17 protein-coding genes and 1 tRNA gene are annotated in these 21,266 nt (G+C 60.0%); 10 read left to right on the top strand and 8 right to left on the bottom strand.

Going from position 1 to position 21,266, the window contains the following annotated elements; translation table 11 throughout:
- Nucleotides 1–85: 85 nt before the first annotated feature.
- Both GVK95_RS05270 and GVK95_RS05265 read right to left on the bottom strand, forming a co-directional pair.
- On the bottom strand, nt 86–1,111 hold the full coding sequence (locus tag GVK95_RS05270) for a sulfate ABC transporter substrate-binding protein (protein WP_159947214.1): 1,026 nt from the start codon (nt 1,109–1,111) through the stop codon (nt 86–88).
- 255 nt (nt 1,112–1,366) lie between these two features.
- Nucleotides 1,367–1,798: an Rrf2 family transcriptional regulator gene (locus tag GVK95_RS05265; protein WP_159947212.1), complete on the bottom strand. Its 432-nt coding sequence runs from the start codon at nt 1,796–1,798 to the stop codon at nt 1,367–1,369.
- Between the two features lie 317 nt (nt 1,799–2,115).
- Here GVK95_RS05265 and GVK95_RS05260 point away from each other — a divergent pair, with 317 nt between their 5' ends.
- From GVK95_RS05260 to cysN, 3 genes are all read left to right on the top strand, one after another.
- On the top strand, nt 2,116–2,862 hold the full coding sequence (locus tag GVK95_RS05260; protein WP_159947210.1) for a phosphoadenylyl-sulfate reductase: 747 nt from the start codon (nt 2,116–2,118) through the stop codon (nt 2,860–2,862).
- 208 nt (nt 2,863–3,070) lie between these two features.
- Entirely contained in the window at nt 3,071–4,027 is a 957-nt protein-coding gene (gene cysD / locus GVK95_RS05255) for a sulfate adenylyltransferase subunit CysD (protein ID WP_159947208.1), read from the top strand.
- Between the two features lies 1 nt (nt 4,028).
- Entirely contained in the window at nt 4,029–5,507 is a 1,479-nt protein-coding gene (cysN, locus tag GVK95_RS05250) for a sulfate adenylyltransferase subunit CysN (protein WP_159947206.1), read from the top strand.
- Nucleotides 5,508–5,642: 135 nt separating this feature from the next.
- Here cysN and GVK95_RS05245 read toward each other — a convergent pair whose 3' ends face one another.
- From GVK95_RS05245 to GVK95_RS05235, 3 genes are all read right to left on the bottom strand, one after another.
- Entirely contained in the window at nt 5,643–6,692 is a 1,050-nt protein-coding gene (locus GVK95_RS05245) for a LacI family DNA-binding transcriptional regulator (RefSeq protein WP_159947204.1), read from the bottom strand.
- Between the two features lie 279 nt (nt 6,693–6,971).
- Nucleotides 6,972–8,027 (bottom strand): acyltransferase, encoded by a 1,056-nt coding sequence (locus GVK95_RS05240; RefSeq protein ID WP_159947202.1) that lies wholly within the window; start codon nt 8,025–8,027, stop codon nt 6,972–6,974.
- A 138-nt stretch (nt 8,028–8,165) separates the two neighbouring features.
- Entirely contained in the window at nt 8,166–8,669 is a 504-nt protein-coding gene (locus GVK95_RS05235) for an Lrp/AsnC ligand binding domain-containing protein (protein ID WP_159947200.1), read from the bottom strand.
- Between the two features lie 125 nt (nt 8,670–8,794).
- Here GVK95_RS05235 and putA point away from each other — a divergent pair, with 125 nt between their 5' ends.
- Nucleotides 8,795–12,493 carry a trifunctional transcriptional regulator/proline dehydrogenase/L-glutamate gamma-semialdehyde dehydrogenase gene (gene putA / locus GVK95_RS05230; protein ID WP_159947198.1) on the top strand — a complete coding sequence of 1,233 codons (3,699 nt, stop codon included), beginning with the start codon at nt 8,795–8,797 and terminating at the stop codon, nt 12,491–12,493.
- Nucleotides 12,494–12,751: 258 nt separating this feature from the next.
- Here putA and GVK95_RS05225 read toward each other — a convergent pair.
- Nucleotides 12,752–12,828, bottom strand: a tRNA-Pro gene (locus tag GVK95_RS05225).
- Between the two features lie 425 nt (nt 12,829–13,253).
- On the opposite strand from GVK95_RS05225, the gene GVK95_RS05220 reads away from it, so the two are divergent.
- On the top strand, nt 13,254–13,667 hold the full coding sequence (locus tag GVK95_RS05220) for a hypothetical protein (RefSeq protein WP_007596947.1): 414 nt from the start codon (nt 13,254–13,256) through the stop codon (nt 13,665–13,667).
- Nucleotides 13,668–14,044: 377 nt separating this feature from the next.
- Here the strand turns inward: GVK95_RS05220 and GVK95_RS05215 are convergent, their stop codons facing one another.
- Nucleotides 14,045–14,209, bottom strand: a complete 165-nt coding sequence (locus GVK95_RS05215; RefSeq protein WP_159947196.1) for a hypothetical protein — start codon at nt 14,207–14,209, stop codon at nt 14,045–14,047.
- A gap of 141 nt (nt 14,210–14,350) precedes the next feature.
- On the bottom strand, nt 14,351–14,593 hold the full coding sequence (locus GVK95_RS05210; RefSeq protein ID WP_159947194.1) for an ATP-binding cassette domain-containing protein: 243 nt from the start codon (nt 14,591–14,593) through the stop codon (nt 14,351–14,353).
- A 1,105-nt stretch (nt 14,594–15,698) separates the two neighbouring features.
- Here GVK95_RS05210 and GVK95_RS05205 point away from each other — a divergent pair.
- The 5 genes from GVK95_RS05205 to GVK95_RS05185 all read left to right on the top strand — a co-directional run bounded on the left by GVK95_RS05205 (nt 15,699) and on the right by GVK95_RS05185 (nt 21,130).
- Entirely contained in the window at nt 15,699–17,003 is a 1,305-nt protein-coding gene (locus tag GVK95_RS05205; RefSeq protein WP_159947192.1) for a nucleotide sugar dehydrogenase, read from the top strand.
- A 2-nt stretch (nt 17,004–17,005) separates the two neighbouring features.
- Complete coding sequence (locus tag GVK95_RS05200; RefSeq protein ID WP_159947181.1) at nt 17,006–18,067, top strand: Gfo/Idh/MocA family oxidoreductase; 1,062 nt, start codon at nt 17,006–17,008, stop codon at nt 18,065–18,067.
- Nucleotide 18,068: 1 nt separating this feature from the next.
- A complete protein-coding gene (locus GVK95_RS05195) occupies nt 18,069–18,629 on the top strand; it encodes an acyltransferase (RefSeq protein ID WP_159947179.1) in 561 nt (186 codons plus the stop codon).
- Nucleotides 18,626–19,735 carry a DegT/DnrJ/EryC1/StrS family aminotransferase gene (locus tag GVK95_RS05190; RefSeq protein WP_159947177.1) on the top strand — a complete coding sequence of 370 codons (1,110 nt, stop codon included), beginning with the start codon at nt 18,626–18,628 and terminating at the stop codon, nt 19,733–19,735. The genes GVK95_RS05195 and GVK95_RS05190 overlap by 4 nt, the downstream gene beginning before the upstream one ends.
- Nucleotides 19,736–19,846: 111 nt before the next feature.
- Nucleotides 19,847–21,130, top strand: a complete 1,284-nt coding sequence (locus tag GVK95_RS05185) for a hypothetical protein (protein WP_159947175.1) — start codon at nt 19,847–19,849, stop codon at nt 21,128–21,130.
- Nucleotides 21,131–21,266 lie beyond the last annotated feature (136 nt).

The following is a 21,266-nucleotide window of genomic DNA, read 5'->3' as shown; positions in this document are numbered from 1 at the left end:
ATCGATGATGCCTCAACTCGGGCCGCATACAAGCCCCGGCCTCGCAAACGAGGTCGGGGCTCGTGTCCCTGGGAGGACGTCTTGTTCAGCGTGCCGGCTTGTAGATCTGGTCGAAGATGCCGCCATCGCCGAAATGGGTCGGCTGCGCCTTGGCCCATCCGCCGAAGATCGGATCATCGATCGTCACGAGATCGATCTTCGGAAGGGCTGCCAAAGCATCTGCCGGCACAAGCTCGGGTTTGGACGGGCGGTAGAAATGCTTGGCGGCGAGGCGCTGGCCTTCTTCGGAGTAGAGATAGGCGAGATAGGCCTCGGCCTGCTTGCGCGTGCCCCTGGCATCGACATTGCCATCGACGACGGCGACCGGCGGTTCGGCCAGGATCGACTGCGACGGTGTGACGATCTCGAAGGCATCAGCGCCGAATTCCTGTCCGGCAAGATGCGCCTCGTTTTCCCACGACAGCAGGACGTCACCGATCTCGCGCTGGGCAAAGGTGGTCAGTGATCCGCGGGCGCCGGTGTCGAGCACGGGTGCGCGGCGGAAGATCTCGGTGATGTAGTCGCGGATCTTTGTCTCGTCGCCGCCGAATTCCTTGTGTGCCCAGGCCCAGGCGGCGAGATAGTTCCAGCGGGCGCCGCCGGAGGTCTTCGGGTTCGGCGTGACGATCTGCACGTCGCCCTTGACCAGATCACCCCAGTCCTTGATGCCCTTGGGGTTGCCCTTGCGCACCAGGAAGACAATGGTCGAGGTATAGGGCGCGGAGTTGTTTTCGAACCGGCCGCGCCAGTCCTTGGCGATCTTGCCGGTTTTTTCGACGATGGCATCGATGTCACCTTGCAGGGCAAGCGTCACCACGTCGGCGTCGAGGCCGTCGATCACGGCGCGGGCCTGTTTGCCGGAACCGCCATGCGACTGGCGGATCGTCACCGCCTCGCCGGCCGTCTCCTGCCAATGCCTGGCGAAGGCCTCGTTGTATTCCTTGTAGAATTCCCGTGTCGGATCGTAGGAGACATTGAGCAACTGGGCATCAGCAAAAGCCGGTGCGACCGAGCCCGCCGTCAAGCCCAGGCCAATCACGAGAGCGCCCACCTGTTTCAGGATGCTTTGCATTGCGTCTTCCTCCTCATCTCGATTTGTCGATGAAGTTAAGACTACTGGACGAGTAGAGTTAGTCAACGCGGCCCGGAAAATAACAAAACCGTACCCCGCTCGAGGGGTCGGGGCAGAACAGGCGTGCGCCGAGAGCGGGTAAGGGAGGTGGAAAAATCCGCCAAAGCGGCGTGCCGCAAAACGGCATCGAGGCGGAAAAGCCTTCGAAAGAGCGTCACACCAGATCTGGGGAGGCGGTCGAAGCGGGCGCCGGGCTCAGGCCAGTTCCGGATGACGCGTGGAGACCGCATCGGCGAGGCTGGTGGAAAACAGCACGGCGCGCGTCTCGTCGGCAACACGGGAAAAGACGTGGCGGACTTCGCAATCCTGCTCGCCGGCACAATCCTCGCAGCGGCGATAGGCGGAGAGCGACAGGCAGGGCAAGGGCGCGACGGGACCATCGACCAGACGCAGGACCTCGCCATAGGTAATGTCCGTGGCAGCCCGCAGCAGAAGATAGCCGCCCTGCTTGCCGCGCTTGCTTTCGACAATGCCGGCGCGCTTCAGTTCCAGCAGAATCTGCTCGAGAAATTTCTTCGGTATGCGCTGCTGTTCGGCGATGTCTGGAATCTGCACCGGCTCGCCTTTCGGCGCGCGTGCCAGGACACTCAGCGCCCGCAGCGCATATTTGGCTCGTTGGGAAATCATCACAAAACACCGGCTCATGCGGACCCGCGTCCGCACGATGTCGCAATAGCCGAAATCCGCCATCGGTTCAAATGTCCATTTCCGCACCTCCGGTGTTTCTCGGTCCAATCCTGGCCTTGTTGCAACAACAAAGCAGGCCCGGAGCCTCAAAGCCGTGGCGCTGTCCAGAACGGCCGCGCTGGTCGAGCGGGACGAAATCCCGTGTTTGCATCGCTGGGGAGAGATATTTGCTCTTTCTGCGCATGTGCTTGAAAGGCAATTCCTGTTCGTGCCCACCCGTTTACGGGATAATGCGCGCCTGTAGCAGGAACAATCAGATGAACCTTCCAAGCAATGCCGAACTTGCCAGCATTCTCAACACGACGCTGGAAAATGCCGATCTCACCGAACGTCTTCGCATTGTCGCCGCCCATCACGGCCGCGCCGTGTTCACCACCAGCCTCGGCATCGAGGATCAGGTGATCACGGCTGCGATCGGTCTGGCGCGGTTGCCGATCGATGTGTCGACGCTGGAAACCGGGCGGTTGTTCAAGGAGACCGTGGACCTGATCGCCGAGACCGAAGAACGTTTCGGCATCGCCATCCAGCGTTTTACCCCGAAGCAGGACGATGTCGACGCCTATGCGGCGAAATTCGGCCTGAACGGCTTCTACGAGAGTGTCGAAGCGCGCCATGCCTGCTGTCATGTGCGCAAGCTGGTTCCCCTGGCCGAGGCGCTTGTCGGCGCCCGCTTCTGGGTGACGGGCTTGCGCCGCGGACAGTCCGGCAATCGCGCCACCACGCCGTTCGCCGAGTATGATGCCGAGCGCGACCTGATCAAGATCAACCCGCTGGCCGACTGGTCGATCGAGGCGATCAACGCCTATGTCGAGACGGAAAGCGTTCCGACCAACCCGCTGCATGCCCGCGGCTATCCGTCGATCGGCTGCGAGCCCTGCACCCGCGCCATCAAGCCGGGTGAACCGGAACGGGCCGGCCGCTGGTGGTGGGAAAACGACGAAAAGCGCGAATGCGGCCTGCATGTGCCGGAGACTGCGACGTCTCTGGTTCCGACACCGGCCTAGCATAGCCAGAATTTACCCCCCTCTGTCGCTTCGCGACATCTCCCCCACAAGGGGAGAGATCGAAGTGCCAGACTGACGCTGCCGCACCAAGTCTCAAGGTCGGGACGGTGGCGGGACGTGATCTCCCTCCTTGTGGGGGAGATGCCCGGCAGGGCAGAGGGGGGTCCACGAAATGCCATCGCTGATGGCCATCAAGGCAGATAGACAGATGCATACCCACACATCCGAATTCGATCCACATTCCAAGGATGCCGCGAGCAAGCCGCCGCTTGATCCGCATCTGAAGGCGCTGGAAAACGAAGCGATCCATATCTTCCGCGAAGTGGCAGCCGAATTCGAGCGGCCGGTGATGCTCTATTCGATCGGCAAGGATTCGTCCGTGCTGCTGCATCTGGCACGCAAGGCCTTCTTCCCCGGCCGCGTGCCTTTCCCGCTGCTGCATGTCGATACCGGCTGGAAGTTTCCGGAAATGATCGCGTTTCGCGACGAGATGGCGGAAAAGTTCGACCTCGATCTTCTCGTGCATATCAACCCGCGCGGTGCCGCCGAGAACATCTCGCCGTTTACCCACGGCTCGTCCTACCATACCGACATCATGAAGACGGAATCGCTGCGCCAGGCGCTCGATGCCGGCAAATATGATGCGGCCTTCGGCGGCGCGCGGCGTGACGAGGAAGCAAGCCGCGCCAAGGAACGGATCTATTCGTTCCGCACGCCGGACCACAAATGGGATCCGCGCAACCAGCGCCCGGAACTGTGGAACATATATAACGGCATGGTGCGCCGTGGCGAAAGCGTGCGCGCCTTCCCGCTGTCGAACTGGACCGAAGTCGATATCTGGCGCTACATCCAGGCGGAGAATATCCCGCTGCCGCCGCTTTACTACGCCAAGAACCGCAAGTTCGTCGAACGCGACGGCATGCTGCTCTGGGCCGAGGATCCGCGCTTCGAACCGTTGCCGGACGAAGATGTGCAGGAAGGCATGATCCGCTTCCGCACACTGGGCTGCTGGCCGCTGACCGGGGCGATCAAGTCCGAAGCCACCACGCTCGACGAAGTGATCGCCGAGCTCGAGATTGCCACCGTGTCCGAGCGTCAGGGCCGGGCCATCGACCGCGACCAGGCCGGGTCGATGGAAAAGAAGAAACGCGAAGGATATTTCTGAGATGACCGCTCAAGCCAATACAGCCCTCGCCGCCGCAGCACCGCAGGCAGAACCGGCCGTCATCAGCCGCGATACGCGTCCGCTGCGCCTGATCACCTGCGGCTCTGTCGATGACGGCAAGTCGACGCTGATCGGTCGCCTTTTGTGGGACACCAAGGCGGTCAAGGAAGACCAGGCCGCAGCGCTTAACCGCGACAGTGGCAAGCAGAACGACCTCGGCCTGCCCGATTTCGCGCTTTTGCTGGATGGCCTGCAGGCCGAGCGCGAACAGGGCATCACCATCGATGTCGCCTATCGCTACTTCGCCACCGACCGCCGCTCGTTCATCGTCGCCGACACCCCCGGCCATGAGCAGTACACACGCAACATGGCAACCGGCGCCTCGACCGCCGATCTTGCCGTGCTGCTGGTCGATGCCCGCACCGGCCTGCTCGAGCAGACCCGCCGCCACGCGACCATCGCCTCGCTGATGGGCATCAAGCAGTTCGTGCTGGCCGTCAACAAGTTCGACCTCGTCGGTTACGACAAGGCTGTGTTCGAGCAGATCAACCACGATTTCAAGGCCTTGGCCCTGTCGCTCGGCGTGCGCCAGGTAACCGCGATCCCGATGTCGGCGCTGAAGGGCGAGAATGTCGTCTATGCCGCTGACGCCGTGATGCCGTGGTATGAAGGCCCGACGCTGGTCGAGACGCTGGAGCTGGCAACGCTGCGCTCGGGACAGTCGACCGGCTTCCGCCTGCCGGTGCAGCGCGTCTCGCGGCCGGGCGAAAGTTTCCGTGGCTATCAGGGCACAGTTGCCGGCGGTGCCGTGAAGCCGGGCGACAGCGTGGCGATCCTGCCGTCTGGACAGCTCGCCAATGTCAAGCAGATCGTCACTTTCGACCTGGTGCGCAACGCGGCCGTTTCCGGCGATGCGATCACGCTGGTGCTCGACCGCCAGGTGGACGTGGCGCGCGGCGACATGATCGTCTCGCTCGACGCCCAGCCGCAGACCGGCCTTGCGTTTGACGCGCAGATGGTGGCGCTGCAGCCGGACGGCATCGTGCCCGGCAAGCGCTACTGGCTGAAGGCCGGATCGCGCCGCCAGCGCGTGCAGGTCGAACCGGTGTCGCAGCTCGACCTGAAGAGCGGCAAATGGATCTCATCCGAAATGCTGCAGATGAACGCCATCGGCAAGGTTCACCTGTCGTTCGACGAAGCCGCGATCTTCGACCCGTATGATCAGAACCGCGCGACCGGCGCATTCATCCTGATCGATCCGGACAGCAACAATACGGTCGCCGGCGGCATGATCACCGCCAAGCGCACCGAACTCGGCGGGCTGCATGCCCATGAAGGCCGGGTGATCCTGTCGCTGCCGGCTGATCTGGCCGAACAGCTTCTGGCGACCGAGCTTCTGTCCAATCGCCGCGATGAAGTGGAAACCCGCCGGCTGACGACCGCAGAAGCGCGCGACCTGTTCGACGATATCGACGGATAACAAGGCAAACAGGCCGACACGTTCGGCCTGAACCATTTCGACAATGACAAAAGCCGCAAACATGCCCCCGAAAGGGTCAGGTTTGCGGCTTTTGTCATATCTGGCCGTATAGGCCGGCCAAACCGGGACGACGGGTCAAGCGCCCGGTAGGCGACGCGACGTCGACTGGCGCTCGATCAGGTTGAAACCGAGATCGACCAGGCTCGGTGGTGGAGCGCCCTCGCCCGTGGCTCTCAGCAGCATGTCGACGGCGCGGTAGCCGATCTCGTAGCGCGGGATGCGCACCGAGGTAATCGACGGACAGGCAACGCCGGCATAATCGAGATCGTTGAAGCCACAGAGGCCGAAGGTGTCGGGAACGGCGATGCCGCGTCGCTGGCATTCGAACAGGACGCCGAGCGCCAGGTCATCATTGTGGCACAGCGCGGCATCGACATCAGCATGTTCGTTCATCAGGCGCTCGAGCAGATGCGCGCCGAGGGCGACGCTGGTATGACCATCGACCGACAGGGTGAGCGCGGCATCATAAATCCCGGCCTCTTCCAGCACGGCGCGATAGCCCTCCAGCCGCCGCCGCGACCGGACGTCCCAGCGGCCGCCCAGGAGCGCGATGCGACGATATCCGTTGTGCACCAGATGGCGGGTGGCGACTTCAGCTGCGGCACGGTGGTCGATGCCGATCGCCATTTCCAGCGGATCGCCGCTGACATCCATGATCTCGACGACTGGACAGGGCGCTGCGCGCAGCATGCTGTTCAGCTCGTCGTTTTCCGACAGTCCCGCATAGATGATCCCGGCCGGGTTCTGGGTCAGGAACAGCCGCAGTTGATGGACCTCATCCTGCTTGTCGTAATCGGGATTGGCATACTGGATGCGCAGATCGGTCGCCCGGACCCGGTCCTCGATGCCGCGCATGACGGCGATGAAGGCATAATTGGTCAGCGAGGGCGACATGACCCCGATGATGCCGCTGTTCTTGCTGGCGAGTGCCCGGGCCGCAAGATCGGGCACATACCCCATCTCCTCGACGGTCTTCAGGATCATGTCGCGCAGCGCCGGCGAGACCTTGTCGGGATCGCGCAAGGCGCGCGACACGGTGATGGCGCTGACCCCTGCGGCCTGCGCCACATCGGACAGGGTCACTTTCTCGCGGCGCTGGCGCCGCCTTCTTGTCCCAAAACTCATAGGCATCGCACCCGGCTCAATCCGCAGCCTGACATTGCATTCGCCTTTGCGAGGTCGAATACCCGGAACGCATAATGCGTATCCAAGAATGCCCGAAAATATCAGCCGTCGCAATTGCTTAGCGCGATATACACATAAATCGACCGGTTCTGGCGACCGGCAACATGCTCGGCCGCAACCGGCAGCTACAACCGGGACCATGTAAAATCCGGTCTGGAGGGTGCTGTCCTGCCGTACATGACACGGTGTTTTGGGGCCAAGACGGCAGGGAGCTGCGCCCTACCGGGCCGCGATCGCCTGCTCGATCGGGCGGTTGTTTTTGCCGCCTGCGCGAAAGCGCTTTTGCAGCGGTTCATCGATGAGCCGGTAGATCACGACCCCACCCAGCACACTTGAAAGCAGAGCGAGGACACTGAAGGCGGCGAGCGAGAACCCGCCATTGCCGAATGGCAGCCGCAGCCAAAGCTGACCGATGGCGGAGAGCACGATGCCGTGGGTGAGATAGAGGGAATAGGACGAGTCACCCAGCAGTTTGGGCAATCGCCATGCCGGCAGCGTGATCGCCTTTTCCACGAGCAGGGCACCGGCCACGATCATGCCGGCCGGAACGCCGAGAAGCACGAAGCGCTGCAGCGGCACGTGCTGCGCAATCACGGGCGCGGCGACAAACAGCAGCACGCCGAACAGCAGCAGTGCTGCGCCGCCGGTGCGTGAACCGGAGCGGTTGCACAGCAACCAGGCAATCATGACGCCGAACAGGAATTCGAGAAGAATGGTCGAGGTCAGGAAGTTCAGGCCTGGTGATGCTGGCTGGAACAGCATTCCGAGCAGCGGAAGGCACATCAGCATGCCGCTGATCGCCATGATGCGCCAGCGCGGCGGACCCAACAGGCTGAGGCCGAAAGCGGCATAAAACAGCATCTCGTAGTTCAGCGTCCAGCCGGGCACGAGGATGGGATAGAGCAATCCATCCGCCGGCGACGGATAGGGCAGGAAGGCGTAGGAGGCGGCGATATGCAGGGTGTCGAACCGCACGCTCTTGAGGAACTGCGGCGCGAAAGCGGCCACCAGCACCAGGAAGGTGGTGATTATCCAGTAGAGCGGGACAATTCTCAAGATCCGTCGCTTGTAGAACTCGAAGACGCTGACCGATTTAGACTGAATCGAGAGAAAGATGACAAAGCCGCTGATGACAAAGAAGATATCGACACCGCCTTCAAGAAAACCAGGCCAGATGCCCTGATAGCCGAGACGCGCCAGCGGAATTTCAATGTGGCAGAAAACCACCATCAGCGCCGCAACGGCCCTGAGATAGTGAATGGATCTGTAATTCATTGCCCGTCTCGCTCTCGATCCTCCGAGCACGGTTAATTATACATTAATGCAATCATATCCAGCAAAAGCCGCGAAGATGCTTAACACGCTGCCGGACGATATGCGGCTTAGCGCCGTTCCCGCCACGGTATGAAATGCCTAGCCAGACGCCAGAGTGGCGACGATGCCGGTGCTGGCGCTTTCCTTGATCGTTTCCATGGCCACGTTTGTCGACGTGCTCGCGACATAGGGAAGATTTGAGATGCGTTCTCCCAGTACCTCGCGGTAGCGGCGGATATCCCGGGTTCTGATCTTCAGCAGATAGTCGAACCTGCCCGCGATCATGTGGCACTCTTCGACTTCCTTGATTTTTCGGACCGCCGCATTGAACTTGAGCAGCGCGTCTTCCTGCGTGTTCGACAATTTCACCTCAGCAAACGCGATATGCTCGAGCTGCAGCATCGACAGGTTGATGATGGCGGTGAAGCCCTCGATGTAACCGTCGGCGATCAGCCGGTTCATGCGTATCTGGCATGGCGTGCGCGACAGCCCAACTCTTTCCGCCAGTTCCGTGACGGAGATCCTGCCATCCTTCGACAACACTTCGAGGATATTGCGATCGAAATGATCAATTTCGCTAATAGCACCAGCATCAGAAGCCATTTCGCCTGCCTGTTCCGGAAAAATAAGTGATAATGATACGCAGGGTACTCCAACATAGGCGGAAAGCCTAGTGCGCTTCTGCTAGTGTTCGCCATCGATATCCGAACCGTCGAAAGGGTCTCCTTATGTCCTCCCTGCCCGAAACAAATCCAGAAATTGAGACTGCCCGACCGTTCGCCTCGTTCGCCCCGCCGATCCGTCCGCAGTCGCCGCTGCGGCAGGCGATCACGGCGGCCTACCGCACGCCGGAGCCCGAGTGCCTGCCCTGGCTGGTCGATGCGGCCCGCCTTCCCGATGCGACGAAAGCCGATGTCGCCGTCACGGCGCGCAAGTTGATCCAGGCACTGCGCGCCAAGCACAAGGGAACCGGCGTCGAAGGGCTCGTGCACGAATATTCCCTGTCCAGCCAGGAAGGCGTGGCGCTGATGTGCCTTGCCGAAGCGCTGCTGCGCATCCCGGACACGGACACGCGCGACGCCCTGATCCGCGACAAGATTTCCGAAGGCGACTGGAAGTCACACCTTGGCGGCACGAAGTCGATGTTCGTCAATGCGGCCACCTGGGGCCTGGTCGTCACCGGCAAGCTGACGTCGACGGTCAATGATCGCAATCTGGCAGCAGCACTGACCCGCCTGATCGCCCGGGCGGGCGAACCGGTTATCCGCCGAGGCGTTGACATGGCGATGCGCATGATGGGCGAACAGTTCGTCACGGGCGAGACCATCGACGAAGCGATCAAGCGATCCAAGGCACTCGAAGCCCGCGGCTTCCGCTATTCCTACGACATGCTCGGCGAAGCGGCGACCACTGCGGCTGACGCAGAACGCTATCTGCGCGATTACGAAAACGCCATCCATGCGATCGGCAAGGCATCGGCTGGTCGCGGCGTTTACGAAGGTCCTGGAATTTCCATCAAACTCTCCGCCCTTCACCCGCGCTACAGCCGCAGCCAGACGCAACGCGTCATGGGTGAACTGCTGCCGCTGGTTAAACGTCTGGCGCTGCTGTCGAAGACCTACGACATCGGGCTGAACATCGACGCCGAGGAAGCCGACAGGCTTGAGCTTTCGCTGGACCTGCTCGAAGAACTCAGCCTGGACACGGACCTCGCCGACTGGAACGGCCTCGGATTCGTGGTTCAGGCCTATGGCAAGCGCTGCCCCTTCGTGCTCGACTACATTATCGATCTGGCGAAGCGCTCGAACCGGCGGATCATGGTTCGACTGGTCAAGGGCGCCTACTGGGATGCCGAGATCAAGCGCGCGCAGCTCGACGGGTTGGAAGGATTTCCGGTCTATACCCGCAAGATTCACACCGATGTCGCGTATATCGCCTGCGCCCGCAAACTGTTGGCCGCGCCGGATGCCGTCTTCCCGCAATTTGCCACGCACAACGCCCAGTCGCTGGCGACGATCTATCACCTGGCGGGGCCAGAGTTCAAAGTCGGCACCTATGAGTTCCAGTGCCTTCACGGCATGGGCGAGCCGCTTTACGACGAGGTCGTCGGCAAGGCCAAGCTCGACCGCCCCTGCCGCATCTATGCGCCCGTCGGCACGCATGAGACCCTGCTCGCCTATCTGGTGCGCAGGCTTCTGGAGAACGGCGCAAACTCCTCGTTCGTCAACCGCATTTCGGACGAAAACGTGTCGGTCGACGAACTGATCGCCGATCCGGTGGATATCGTCCAGGCGATGCCCGTTGTCGGCATGCCGCATGACCAGATCGCCCTGCCGTCCTCGCTTTACGGCCGCGAGCGCCAAAATTCCAAAGGCCTCGACCTCTCCAACGAGGCGACGCTGTCATCTCTGGCGCGCAAGTTTGAGGGAACACTCGCACAGGACTGGCACGCAACGCCGCTGCTGGCTGACGGGTCGCTGGACGGCGATACAAGGCCTATCGTCAATCCTGCGGATCATGGCGATGTCGTCGGCATGGTGACCGAGCTCAAGGTCGAGGATGCGGGCCGTATCGCCAGAATGGCGGCCGAGGGCGTGGCCGAGTGGGCTGCCACCACGCCCGCCGACCGCGCCAGGTGCCTCGAACGGGCCGCAGACCTGATGCAGGAGCGGCTGGAAATGCTGATGGCGATCGCCATGCGCGAGGCCGGAAAGTCTGCCGCAAACGCCGTTGGCGAAGTCCGTGAAGCCATCGATTTCCTGCGCTACTACGCCGTGGAGGCGCGAAAGACCCTCGGTCCTTCGCACGCGCCGCTCGGCGCCGTTCTGTGCATCAGCCCGTGGAATTTCCCGCTGGCCATCTTCACCGGCCAGGTCGCGGCCGCGCTGGTGGCCGGCAATTCGGTCATGGCGAAGCCCGCTGGCGTCACGCCGATCATCGCCTTCGAGAGCGTCAAGATCCTGCATGAAGCAGGCGTTCCGCGTGGCGCGCTGCAGTTCGTGCCCGGTAGCGGTCGCCTGGGTGCTGCCCTGGTCGCGGCGTCTGAGACCGCCGGGGTGATGTTTACCGGCTCGACCGAAGTGGCGCGGCAGATCCAGGCGCAGCTTTCCGAGCGGCTGTCGGCGACGGGAAAGCCGGTCCCGCTGATTGCGGAAACGGGTGGCCAGAACGGCATGATCGTCGACTCCTCCGCACTCGCAGAGCAGGTGGTGTTCGACGTCATCGCATCCGCCTTCGACAGCGCCGGCCAACGGTGCTCGGCGCTGCGCGTGCTTTGCCTGCAGGAGGACATCGCCGACCGCACGCTGAACATGCTCAAGGGCGCGCTCAAGGAGCTCAGCATCGGCCGTACGGACAGGCTCAACATCGACATCGGCCCGGTGATCAATGACTCAGCCAAATCGGAGATTGAAAAACACATCGAGCGCATGCGGTCGCTGGGCTGCAAGGTGGAACAGCTGCCCCTGCCCGAGGGCGCAAACGCCGGTACTTTCGTCCCGCCGACGATCATCGAACTCCACAAGATGTCGGACCTGACCCGCGAGGTGTTCGGCCCGGTGCTGCACGTGATCCGATACCGCCGCGACGACCTCGACCGTCTCATCGACGAGGTGAACGAGTCCGGTTACGGCCTGACCTTCGGCCTGCACACACGGCTGGATGAGACCATCGAGCACGTCACCAGCAAGATCAAGGCGGGCAATCTCTACGTCAACCGCAATATCATCGGTGCCGTTGTCGGCGTTCAGCCGTTTGGCGGGCGTGGCCTGTCCGGCACGGGGCCGAAGGCCGGCGGACCGCTCTATATCGGCCGTCTGGTGCAGCGGGCTCCCGTACCACCCCGTCACAGCTCGGTGCATACCGATCCGGCGCTGCGTGACTTCGCCTCGTGGCTCGGCCGCCGCGGACACAATGCCGATGCGGAAGCAGCCCGTGAACTGGCCGAGGTTTCGGCGCTCGGCCTGAAGCAGGAGCTGGTCGGTCCTGTCGGGGAGCTCAATCTTTATGCCCTCCATCCGCGCGGGCGCATTCTTCTCGTGCCGACGACGCTGAAAGGGCTGTTCCGCCAGCTCGCAGCGGCGCTGGCAACCGGCAATGACGTGATGATCGACGAGGCGGCCAGTCTCGAAGCGGCCCTGACCGCCCTTCCCGCCTCGGTCGTGGCGCGCCTTTCATGGCGTTCCGACTGGAATGCGGCAGGGCCGTTTGCCGGCGCGCTGGTCGAAGGTGACGAAGCCCGGGTCAAGGATGTGAACGGTCGGATCGCCAAGCTCGATGGCCCGCTGGTGCTGGTTCAGGCCGCTACGACCGAAGAGCTGTCAAACGACGCGGGCGCCTATTGCCTCAACTGGCTGCTGGAAGAGGTTTCCACCTCGATCAACACGGCTGCAGCCGGAGGCAATGCAAGCCTGATGACAATCGGCTGAACATGATGGCCGCGATCCTCGCCGGTCGCGGCCAATCTCTATCGTCTTAGAGACGGATGACGAACAGCGAACACTTTTTGAATGCCATCCGGATTGGCTTGCGGACATCATTGCGGAATTGGCTCTGCCCGCTTCGAAGAGCGGCTTGCAAGCTGTCATAGCCCCCGACGATAAAGCTGCCACTCGGTTAATTCGGTTCGGAAAATTCGGGAAGGATTTGAACCCTGGATTTCGGTCGCAATGAGCGAGGGTTACGGCTGGTCGGAGTGGCAAGATTCGAACTTGCGACCCCCACGTCCCGAACGTGGTGCGCTACCAGACTGCGCTACACTCCGTGACCAGCGGCGCCTCTATAGACCAGCGAATTTTGTTGCACAAGACGGCAAGCCAAAAAACTCGAAAGAAAGATGGAGACGTCGCCAAGGCCGGCTGCCAGGCGTCTGAAAGTCCTTAATTTTCTGAAAGCCTGACTGCTGCGTCCGGGTCCGGCAGGTTGCGCCAAAGCGGCGCTAACGCGCGGCCGCATGTGCCATTTGCCACCGTTACAAGGGGCTTGCACCGCGCGGCGCGGCGGTTTGCCTCAGGCGTCGTTGCAGGCTCGCATCAGCTAAGCAAAAATAGCATGTTCAACGTGTGAAGACAGATTTCCCAAGCCTCGATTTGAGGATAAAGCCTTGAACGGGAATTGGTGCCTTTTGAGGAGCCAGCAGGGGCTGGGTGCCGGGCGCTTTCGGGACAGATGGGCTTGAGGGACAGGACAATGAACTTCCGCGGTATGATCAAGGCAGGCGCGACACTCGGCCTGGCCGTTGCTTTGGCGGGCTGCACGACGACGGGCATCGCCAAGAATGATGTCGAGGCCCGCTGGAACGGCCAGCAGGCCGGCGTCTTTTTTGCCAAGTTCGGCCCGCCGGTGGGCGACGCTGCGGCCGGCAGTTCGACGATCTACACCTGGCGCGGCGGGCACAAGACCCGTGTGGTGCCGGCAGTCTATGAGCAGGTCGATGGCAAGAAGGGCAAGATCATCAGCAAGGCGCGCACCGAATATCTGCGCTGCGAAGTGCAACTGACGGTGTCGCCGGACTACATCATCCGCAGCGTGCGCACCGTTGTCGACCGCCCCGGCGTCAATGGCGGCCAGAGCTATTGCGAGGAATTCCTCGGCGGCGCCTGACAACCCGCATAAAGGCACGTGAAAATCCACCTCCGGCCGCTTGCACGCCGGGGGTGTTTTTTTGACTGCAGGGAGGAGATTAGCTCTGACGCGGCGTTGGTGCATCCCCGCCCAAGTCAGTGGCTGCGACAAACGGCGGCGGGAGGGCACCGTGGATGGCGCCCTCCCCAACGCAGAACAAAAACCGAAAACTTCGCAACGCATGACCTTGTGGAAGCGCTTTTTTTATAGGTGAAACAGGGTTAACGATTGCCTTACGGACAATCGGTTTATGATTAATTTTCAATTACCTAGAGCGATTACAATTTACGGTACCTCAACGGACTGAAACTGGAGCGAGGCCGATCCCCTGCCCTTTTTCCATTTCACCGCCGCATTCAGGATTGCTGCTGCGGTCGCGCCCGCCCGCGAAAATTCGACGGCGATCGAGCCGCTTTTTCGACGCCGCGCGTCGGCTCGTGGAAGATTGCCAATCTCGGCTTCTGGGCGGGCGGCTTGACGAGGACGACCTTCTGCCGGTTACCGCCGGAGAGATTCAGCACGAACTGGTTCTCCCCGATGTTGGGAATCGAACGCCTCTCAGACCAGCTTCTGGCGAGATCCTGCAGCCTGGCAAAGTGAACGAGGAATTTGTCCCGGTCGAACTTGGCAAGCGATCCCGGCTCAATGGTTCCTGCGAATGCTCATGGCATCGAAGACGCGTCGAGCTTGCGGTCTTCGCTGACATAGGCGAACCCATCGGCGTGCGCCGGCAACGCATAGTGGATATCGCGACCGTCGAGCCAGATCCTGCCGCCATCGAAATTGCACGTGGTGTGACCCATGACGGCCCTGACCATCTCGCTGCGGCAGGAACCGATCAAGCCGGCGATGCCGGTGATCTCACCCGGAGAGACCGAAAACGACCAATCCGGAAGATCGAGCAAATTCTCTCCGACCATGTGATGAACAAGGCGAGTCCGGTCGAAATCGACTGCAGGCCCAGAAGCGACCAAGCGCCCGTTGCACAGGCAATGGAACGGGTTGCCATCAAGTGGGTGGCGATCAACGGGGGGGGCAAGTACGAACCCGCTCGCGCGCGCTTCTCGCAGACGTCTGCGGAAAACCGGGGCAGGCGCCCACTGCGGCTGAGCCCGCCGTGCTGGCTTCAGCCATACTCGGGGCCGTCGCAGCCATGGCATATCCGAACCTTCGCAGTGCCATGGAAGCGTTCTCCACCGTACCGTCTGCGTACGAAGCCGGTCTGGGGAAATAGAAGCCTTGCATTCCCCGAGGTTCCGGGCCTTTGAGACACGTCACGACTGTGCCTGCAACTAAAGGCCTAGGCTCATCCGGCCGCGTATTTGGCCAACGTTCATCGGCGTATGTCGATGAGCCGGCCAAGACAAACCACCAACTTGCCCCGGCAGAACAGATCTGCCTTGACGCCGGCAGCGACGACCTAGCGTTACTTCTGCTGAGATTCCAAGTCGCTTCGCAGTTTCCTATTAAACCGACCTTGAAGCTCATCCGCGCAGACAGGCTGTTCACCTTCAATGGAAATGAAGGTGGGCTACGTGAAACAAGACAACGCGCGCCCATATCAGGGGACGCCGTATCACGGCTACGCTGTTGACGAGCGCCACTTCTGTACCACCTGTGCTTGCCACCGCGGAGCAACATGACCGACGATCAACAAGATGAAGAAATTTCGTGTGTCATCACTACCGTAACGTCAGATCGAAAACACGGCTCCTGGCATCTGCGGGAACGGCAGGCACCTGCTCTGCGCACGATAAATGACGGGGGACATAACGGTCGTCTGGCGTCTCCGCGGCGCGCCAGGCAGGTCACGAGCCTTAAACGCGCCATTCTTCCAATATAAATGTGGAAAATGCTGTTTGTCTTAAATTCTGGATGCTTTGGCATGGGCCAATCGGTGATTGTGGATTTTCCTTTTCATTCGTTCTTGATATAGCAGCCCACGAATGATGTTCGGTGGAACGGCCAAGCGCGGCTTGATCCGCAAAACTTGGCTTGGAAGGAAAATCTGTGAAAGCGCGTTTGATTGAAAGCCTCAATGCCAAGCAGGCGACTATAGGGATCGTAGGACTGGGCTATGTGGGGCTACCGCTTCTCCTGCGCTACTGCGAGGTCGGCTACAAGGTTGTGGGCTTCGATATAGATCGCGATAAGGTCGACAAACTGCTCGCCGGCAAGAGCTATATCGAACACATCCCCGACAATTCCGTCGCTCGGGCTATCGAGCAAGGCTTTGATGCCACTACCGATTTTTCGCGCGCCTCCGAGGTCGATGCACTCATTCTATGTGTGCCGACACCGCTGAACAAATATCGCGAACCGGATCTGAGCTTCGTCATGAACACTGTGGAAGCACTGGCTCCCCACATGCGTCAAGGCCAGATCGTATCGCTTGAGAGCACGACCTATCCCGGCACCACCGACGAAGAATTGCGGCCGCGGATCGAACGCTTCGGTCACACGATCGGCGAAGACATCTTCCTCGTCTTCTCTCCCGAACGCGAAGATCCAGGCAACGCGAATTTCACCACCAACACCATTCCCAAGGTTTGCGGCGGCTGCACCCCGAACTGTCTCGAGGCGGGCATGGCTCTTTATGGTCAAGTGATCGACCAGGTTGTGCCCGTTAGCTCAACACGCGCTGCGGAACTGACCAAACTTCTGGAAAACATTCACAGAGCGGTGAACATTGGCCTGGTCAACGAGATGAAGATCGTTGCCGACAAGATGGGTATCGACATACATGAGGTTATCCGCGCAGCAGCCACAAAACCTTTCGGATTTGTGGCATATTACCCCGGCCCCGGCCTTGGCGGACACTGCATTCCGATCGATCCTTTCTACCTGACCTGGAAGGCTCGCGAGTTCGGGGTTCACACCCGCTTCATCGAACTCGCCGGTGAGATCAATTCCTCGATGCCGGACTATGTCATATCGAAGATCACGTCGGCACTGAATGCTGTCCGCAAATCGATTGCAGGAAGCAAAATCCTGGTGCTCGGCATCGCCTACAAGAAGAATGTCGACGACATGCGCGAGTCGCCGTCGGTCGCCTTGATGGAACGCCTGCGCGACCTCGGTGCGGAAATTGCCTATAGCGACCCGCATATCCCGGCATTCCCAAAGATGCGCGACCACAGTTTCGACCTGAAAAGCGTCTCCCTGACAGCAGAAACACTTGCAAGTTACGACTGTGTACTGCTGGCAACGGATCATGATCGTTTCGACTATGAGATGATCAGCAAGCATTCGCAGTTGATCGTGGATTCGCGCGGTCGTTATCTCGAGCCCTCCAGCCACATTGTGAAGGCCTGATCATGCGCAGTTTCGCCGCCCCGATCACGGATCGGAAAATCAAGTTTGCGCTGGTTGGCTGCGGCCGTATCGCGCAAAACCATTTCAGCGCCATGAAACAGCATGGCAATCGCGTGGAGATCGTCGACGTCTGCGACATCGACCCGGACGCCTTGGCGAAAGCCACGGAACTGACCGGCGCCACCGGTCATTCAAGACTGTCTGATCTGCTCGTCTCGACCGAGGCCGATATCGTCGTGTTGACCACGCCGAGTGGCCTGCACGCGGAGCAGACCGCCGAAATCGCCGCCAGCGGGCGTCACGTGATGACCGAAAAACCGATGGCGACACGCTGGCAGGACGGGCTTCGGATGGTCAAGGCTTGCGACGAGGCCAATGTCCGGCTGTTTGTGGTCAAACAAAACCGTCGCAATGCCACCTTGCAACTTCTCAAGCGAGCGGTCGAGCAAAAGCGCTTCGGCCGGATCTACATGGTCAACCTCAACGTCTTCTGGACCCGTCCGCAGGAATATTACGACAGCGCCTCCTGGCGCGGCACATGGGAGTTCGATGGCGGCGCGCTGATGAACCAGGCCAGCCACTATGTGGATCTGCTGGACTGGTTGATCGGACCGATCGAAAGCCTTCAAGCCTATACCGCGACGCTTGCTCGTAATATCGAGACCGAAGACACAGCGGTGTTGGGTGTCCGCTGGCGTTCCGGTGCGCTTGGTTCGATGAACGTGACGATGCTGACCTATCCGAAAAATCTTGAAGGCAGCATCACCATCATCGGGGAAAAGGGCACGGTTCGCGTCGGCGGCGTTGCCGTTAACGAGATTTCACACTGGGAATTCGAAGAAGCGCATCCCGACGATGCGGAAGTTGCCGGCGCATCCTATGCGACCACTTCCGTTTATGGTTTTGGCCATCCCCTTTATTACGACAATGTCATCAACGTGATGCGCGGCGAGGCAGAGCCGGAAACCGACGGCAGAGAGGGATTGAAGTCGCTTGAGGTACTGATCGCCGCCTACCTCTCGGCCCGCGATGGCAAGCGTATCGCGCTGCCGCTGGACTACTGACATGCCTGTTGCCATTCATCCAACTGCGATCGTCGATGAAGGCGCCGAGATCGGTGACGGCAGCAGGGTCTGGCACTGGACCCATATCTGCGCTGGCGCAAAGATTGGTTCTGGATGCTCCTTCGGTCAGAATGTCTTCGTCGGCAACGATGTGATCATCGGCAACAACGTCAAGGTCCAGAACAATGTGTCGGTTTACGATGCGGTGCGTCTCGGCGACGACGTCTTTTGTGGTCCGAGCGTGGTGTTCACCAACGTCTACAATCCGCGCTCGGCCATTGCGCGCAAATCCGAATATCGGGAAACGGTGGTCGGCCGCGGGGTGTCGCTGGGTGCCAATTGCACCATCGTTTGCGGCAACTCGATCGGGGAAAATGCCTTTGTCGGCGCAGGCGCCGTGGTCAACACGCCTGTTCCCCCACACGCGTTGATGCTCGGCGTGCCGGCGCGGCGCAAAGGCTGGATGTGCAGTTGCGGCACCCAGCTGAAAGGTACCGGTACAGTGCGCTGCGAATGCGGCAATCGTTATGAAATTTCGGCAGAAGAGTGCAGACCTTTATGACCAGACAATTGCAGTTCATTGATCTGAAGAGCCAGTATACCGAACTCAAGCCGTCAGTCGATGCGCGGATTCAGAAGGTGCTCGACCACGGCCAATATATCATGGGCCCCGAAGTCCGAGAGCTTGAGGAGAAGCTCGAGGCCTACACGGGATCGGCGCATTGCATCACCGTCGCCTCCGGCACGGAGGCCTTGCTTATCTCGCTGATGGCACTCGACATTAAGCCGGGTGACGAAGTGATTACGACGGCTTTCACATTCATTGCCACGGCAGAAGTTATCGCCCTTCTTGGAGCCATTCCGGTGTTCGTCGATGTCGAAAGCGATACCGGCAATATCGACGCTTCGCTGATCGAAGCGGCGATTACCGAACGCACCCGGGCAATTATTCCCGTTTCGCTCTATGGGCAGACTGCGGACATGGATGCGATCAACGCGATTGCCGCGCGGCATGGCAATATCACTGTGATCGAGGATGCAGCGCAGAGCTTTGGCGCCGACTATCGTGGACTGAAGTCCTGCAATGTTTCGCATATCGGCTGCACAAGCTTTTTCCCGAGCAAGCCGCTCGGTTGCTACGGCGATGGAGGAGCAATCTTCACGGATCGCGAGGATCTGGCCAAGATCATGCGACAGATCCGTGTCCACGGCCAGGAGCGTCGTTATTACCACACCCGGATCGGCGTCGGTGGACGCATGGATACGATCCAGTGCGCCGTCGTCCTGGCGAAACTGGAGCGTTTCGACTGGGAGGTGGAGCGCCGCATCGCAATCGGGCAGCGCTATATAGAGTTGATCGCCAACAACAACCTGGTCCGGCCGGTGGCAGTGCGCGCGGAACGCACGTCGGTCTGGGCACAATTCACGGTGATCTCGGAACAGCGGGAAAAACTGCTGGAGGTCTTGAATGCTTCCGGCATACCGACCGCCATTCACTATCCAACACCGCTACATCGGCAGCCTGCATACAAGGATCTCTGCCGAATCTCAGGCAGCCTGGCAAACACCGAATATCTGTCGGATCGGGTCTTCAGCCTGCCGATGCACCCCTATCTGAGCCGCGACGATCAGGCGCAGATCATCGGCGCAATGGACAAGGCGTTCTGAGCGTTACGAAGAGAGTTCGCACCAGAGAACCAAAGATGGTTGCCTGGCGATATCCGTAGGTCGATACGTTGACTTAATTCGCTTCAATTGAACGCTTACAAGGCTATCGGAATGACGAATGAAAACCTTAGATCAAGACTGATTATTCTGTCGACGTCCTATCTTATGCTGATGTCTGTAGTCTGGATCGTCGCGCTTTCCGTCAGCGACCATGTGCGACTTGAGCATTTCGTGACGCATTTCCTCGGCTTCTGCATCACGAGCACCATCATACTTGTGATCGTTCATCGCTTTGCATCAAAGGAATACTCAATATTCACGGGTGTAAACATTGAAAAATACGCCTGGATCCTGGCCCTAACACCCATCGCGCTGCTCGCGATATACTTCCTATTGCTTGGAAACATCCCTTTGATCGACGCAATACGGGCGAACGAATACTACGCGGTCACCAGAATAAGAACCGACATATCGAAATCCGGCTTTCCTGAATCCTACATTCCTGCACTTGTCACTCGGTCGATCGCACCGGCAATCGTGATTTACTTCCTGCATACGAAAAATTTCAAGCCAGCCTTCTTTGTCTTTCTCTCCGCGGCGGCGGTCGGGCTCCTGACCATCACGAAGGGGCACGTTATTTTCGCGACTTTCCCTGTCATTCTGTATTGCATACTAACTAAACGGATTTTCCAGGCAGGGCTGTTTGTGGTCTCGGCTGCTGTCATTATCTACGCTGTGATGGTCGTGACAAATCCCGCCGCCAACACGGCGTGCAAGTTTTCCAGCAATTCTTCGGATCCTGCCTGCCAGGAGATCAGCGAACTTGTGCCTGAGGACGTGACGGTCGCGGGAAAGGCGTCCTTCGCTGAAAGGTTGGCAAGAGCACTTGCCAGACGCGCGCTCATCGTACCCGGCCAGGTGGTTGCCGAGTGGTTCGAAACCTTTCCGGAAAAGGTCCCGTTCGAACAGGGCTGTGGCTACCGGTTTCTTGCGCCTATTGTCGGCTGCAAATTCGAGCAGAATGCGCGCCTGGTCTATGCCATACAGTACCCAGATCGAGTAGCTCAAGGTATCCAGGGCAGCAAGAATGCTGCACATTTCATGGAGGAATATGCCAATTTCGGAATTCCCGGACTGTTGCTGGCCGGAGCGCTCGCAGCGGTGGCAATCAGCCTCGCGACGCTATTGATGAGCAAGGTGAGCCTGCCGGCATTTCTTTCCATCAATCTGATTTTCATCCTGATGATCACTTCGACGGCGCTGCATACCACGCTTTTGTCTGGTGGGTGGCTCATGGCAATGATCACCTCGGCAGTTCTGATTGGGGGAACCAACCTGTCATCGGTCGATCTGACGTCATCTCGCACCTCGAGGCCTCCGCATGAAGCCAGGTGAAATTCGACCACTATGTTGATCTGATTCGAAAGCGGCTTCATCGATCACCACAGCGCAGAGAGCGACAGGCAACGGTGAATGCGAGACAGTCGAATTGAGTTATACATACGGAACGAGCAAGAAGTTCCTTGCAATT

It is taken from the genome of Rhizobium sp. 18065, assembly GCF_902706095.1.
Lineage (GTDB): Bacteria > Pseudomonadota > Alphaproteobacteria > Rhizobiales > Rhizobiaceae > Allorhizobium.
This window is presented reverse-complemented; position numbering and strand designations above follow the sequence as displayed.

Excerpts from the sequence above, each read along its gene's own strand:
- GVK95_RS05270 (WP_159947214.1), bottom strand. The coding sequence starts at position 1,111 with ATGCAAAGCATCCTGAAACAGGTGGGCGCTCTCGTGATTGGCCTGGGC.
- GVK95_RS05265 (WP_159947212.1), bottom strand. The coding sequence starts at position 1,798 with ATGATTTCCCAACGAGCCAAATATGCGCTGCGGGCGCTGAGTGTCCTG.
- GVK95_RS05260 (WP_159947210.1), top strand. The coding sequence starts at position 2,116 with ATGAACCTTCCAAGCAATGCCGAACTTGCCAGCATTCTCAACACGACG.
- cysD (WP_159947208.1), top strand. The coding sequence starts at position 3,071 with ATGCATACCCACACATCCGAATTCGATCCACATTCCAAGGATGCCGCG.
- cysN (WP_159947206.1), top strand. The coding sequence starts at position 4,029 with ATGACCGCTCAAGCCAATACAGCCCTCGCCGCCGCAGCACCGCAGGCA.
- GVK95_RS05245 (WP_159947204.1), bottom strand. The coding sequence starts at position 6,692 with ATGAGTTTTGGGACAAGAAGGCGGCGCCAGCGCCGCGAGAAAGTGACC.
- GVK95_RS05240 (WP_159947202.1), bottom strand. The coding sequence starts at position 8,027 with ATGAATTACAGATCCATTCACTATCTCAGGGCCGTTGCGGCGCTGATG.
- GVK95_RS05235 (WP_159947200.1), bottom strand. The coding sequence starts at position 8,669 with ATGGCTTCTGATGCTGGTGCTATTAGCGAAATTGATCATTTCGATCGC.
- putA (WP_159947198.1), top strand. The coding sequence starts at position 8,795 with ATGTCCTCCCTGCCCGAAACAAATCCAGAAATTGAGACTGCCCGACCG.
- GVK95_RS05220 (WP_007596947.1), top strand. The coding sequence starts at position 13,254 with ATGAACTTCCGCGGTATGATCAAGGCAGGCGCGACACTCGGCCTGGCC.
- GVK95_RS05200 (WP_159947181.1), top strand. The coding sequence starts at position 17,006 with ATGCGCAGTTTCGCCGCCCCGATCACGGATCGGAAAATCAAGTTTGCG.
- GVK95_RS05195 (WP_159947179.1), top strand. The coding sequence starts at position 18,069 with ATGCCTGTTGCCATTCATCCAACTGCGATCGTCGATGAAGGCGCCGAG.
- GVK95_RS05190 (WP_159947177.1), top strand. The coding sequence starts at position 18,626 with ATGACCAGACAATTGCAGTTCATTGATCTGAAGAGCCAGTATACCGAA.
- GVK95_RS05185 (WP_159947175.1), top strand. The coding sequence starts at position 19,847 with ATGACGAATGAAAACCTTAGATCAAGACTGATTATTCTGTCGACGTCC.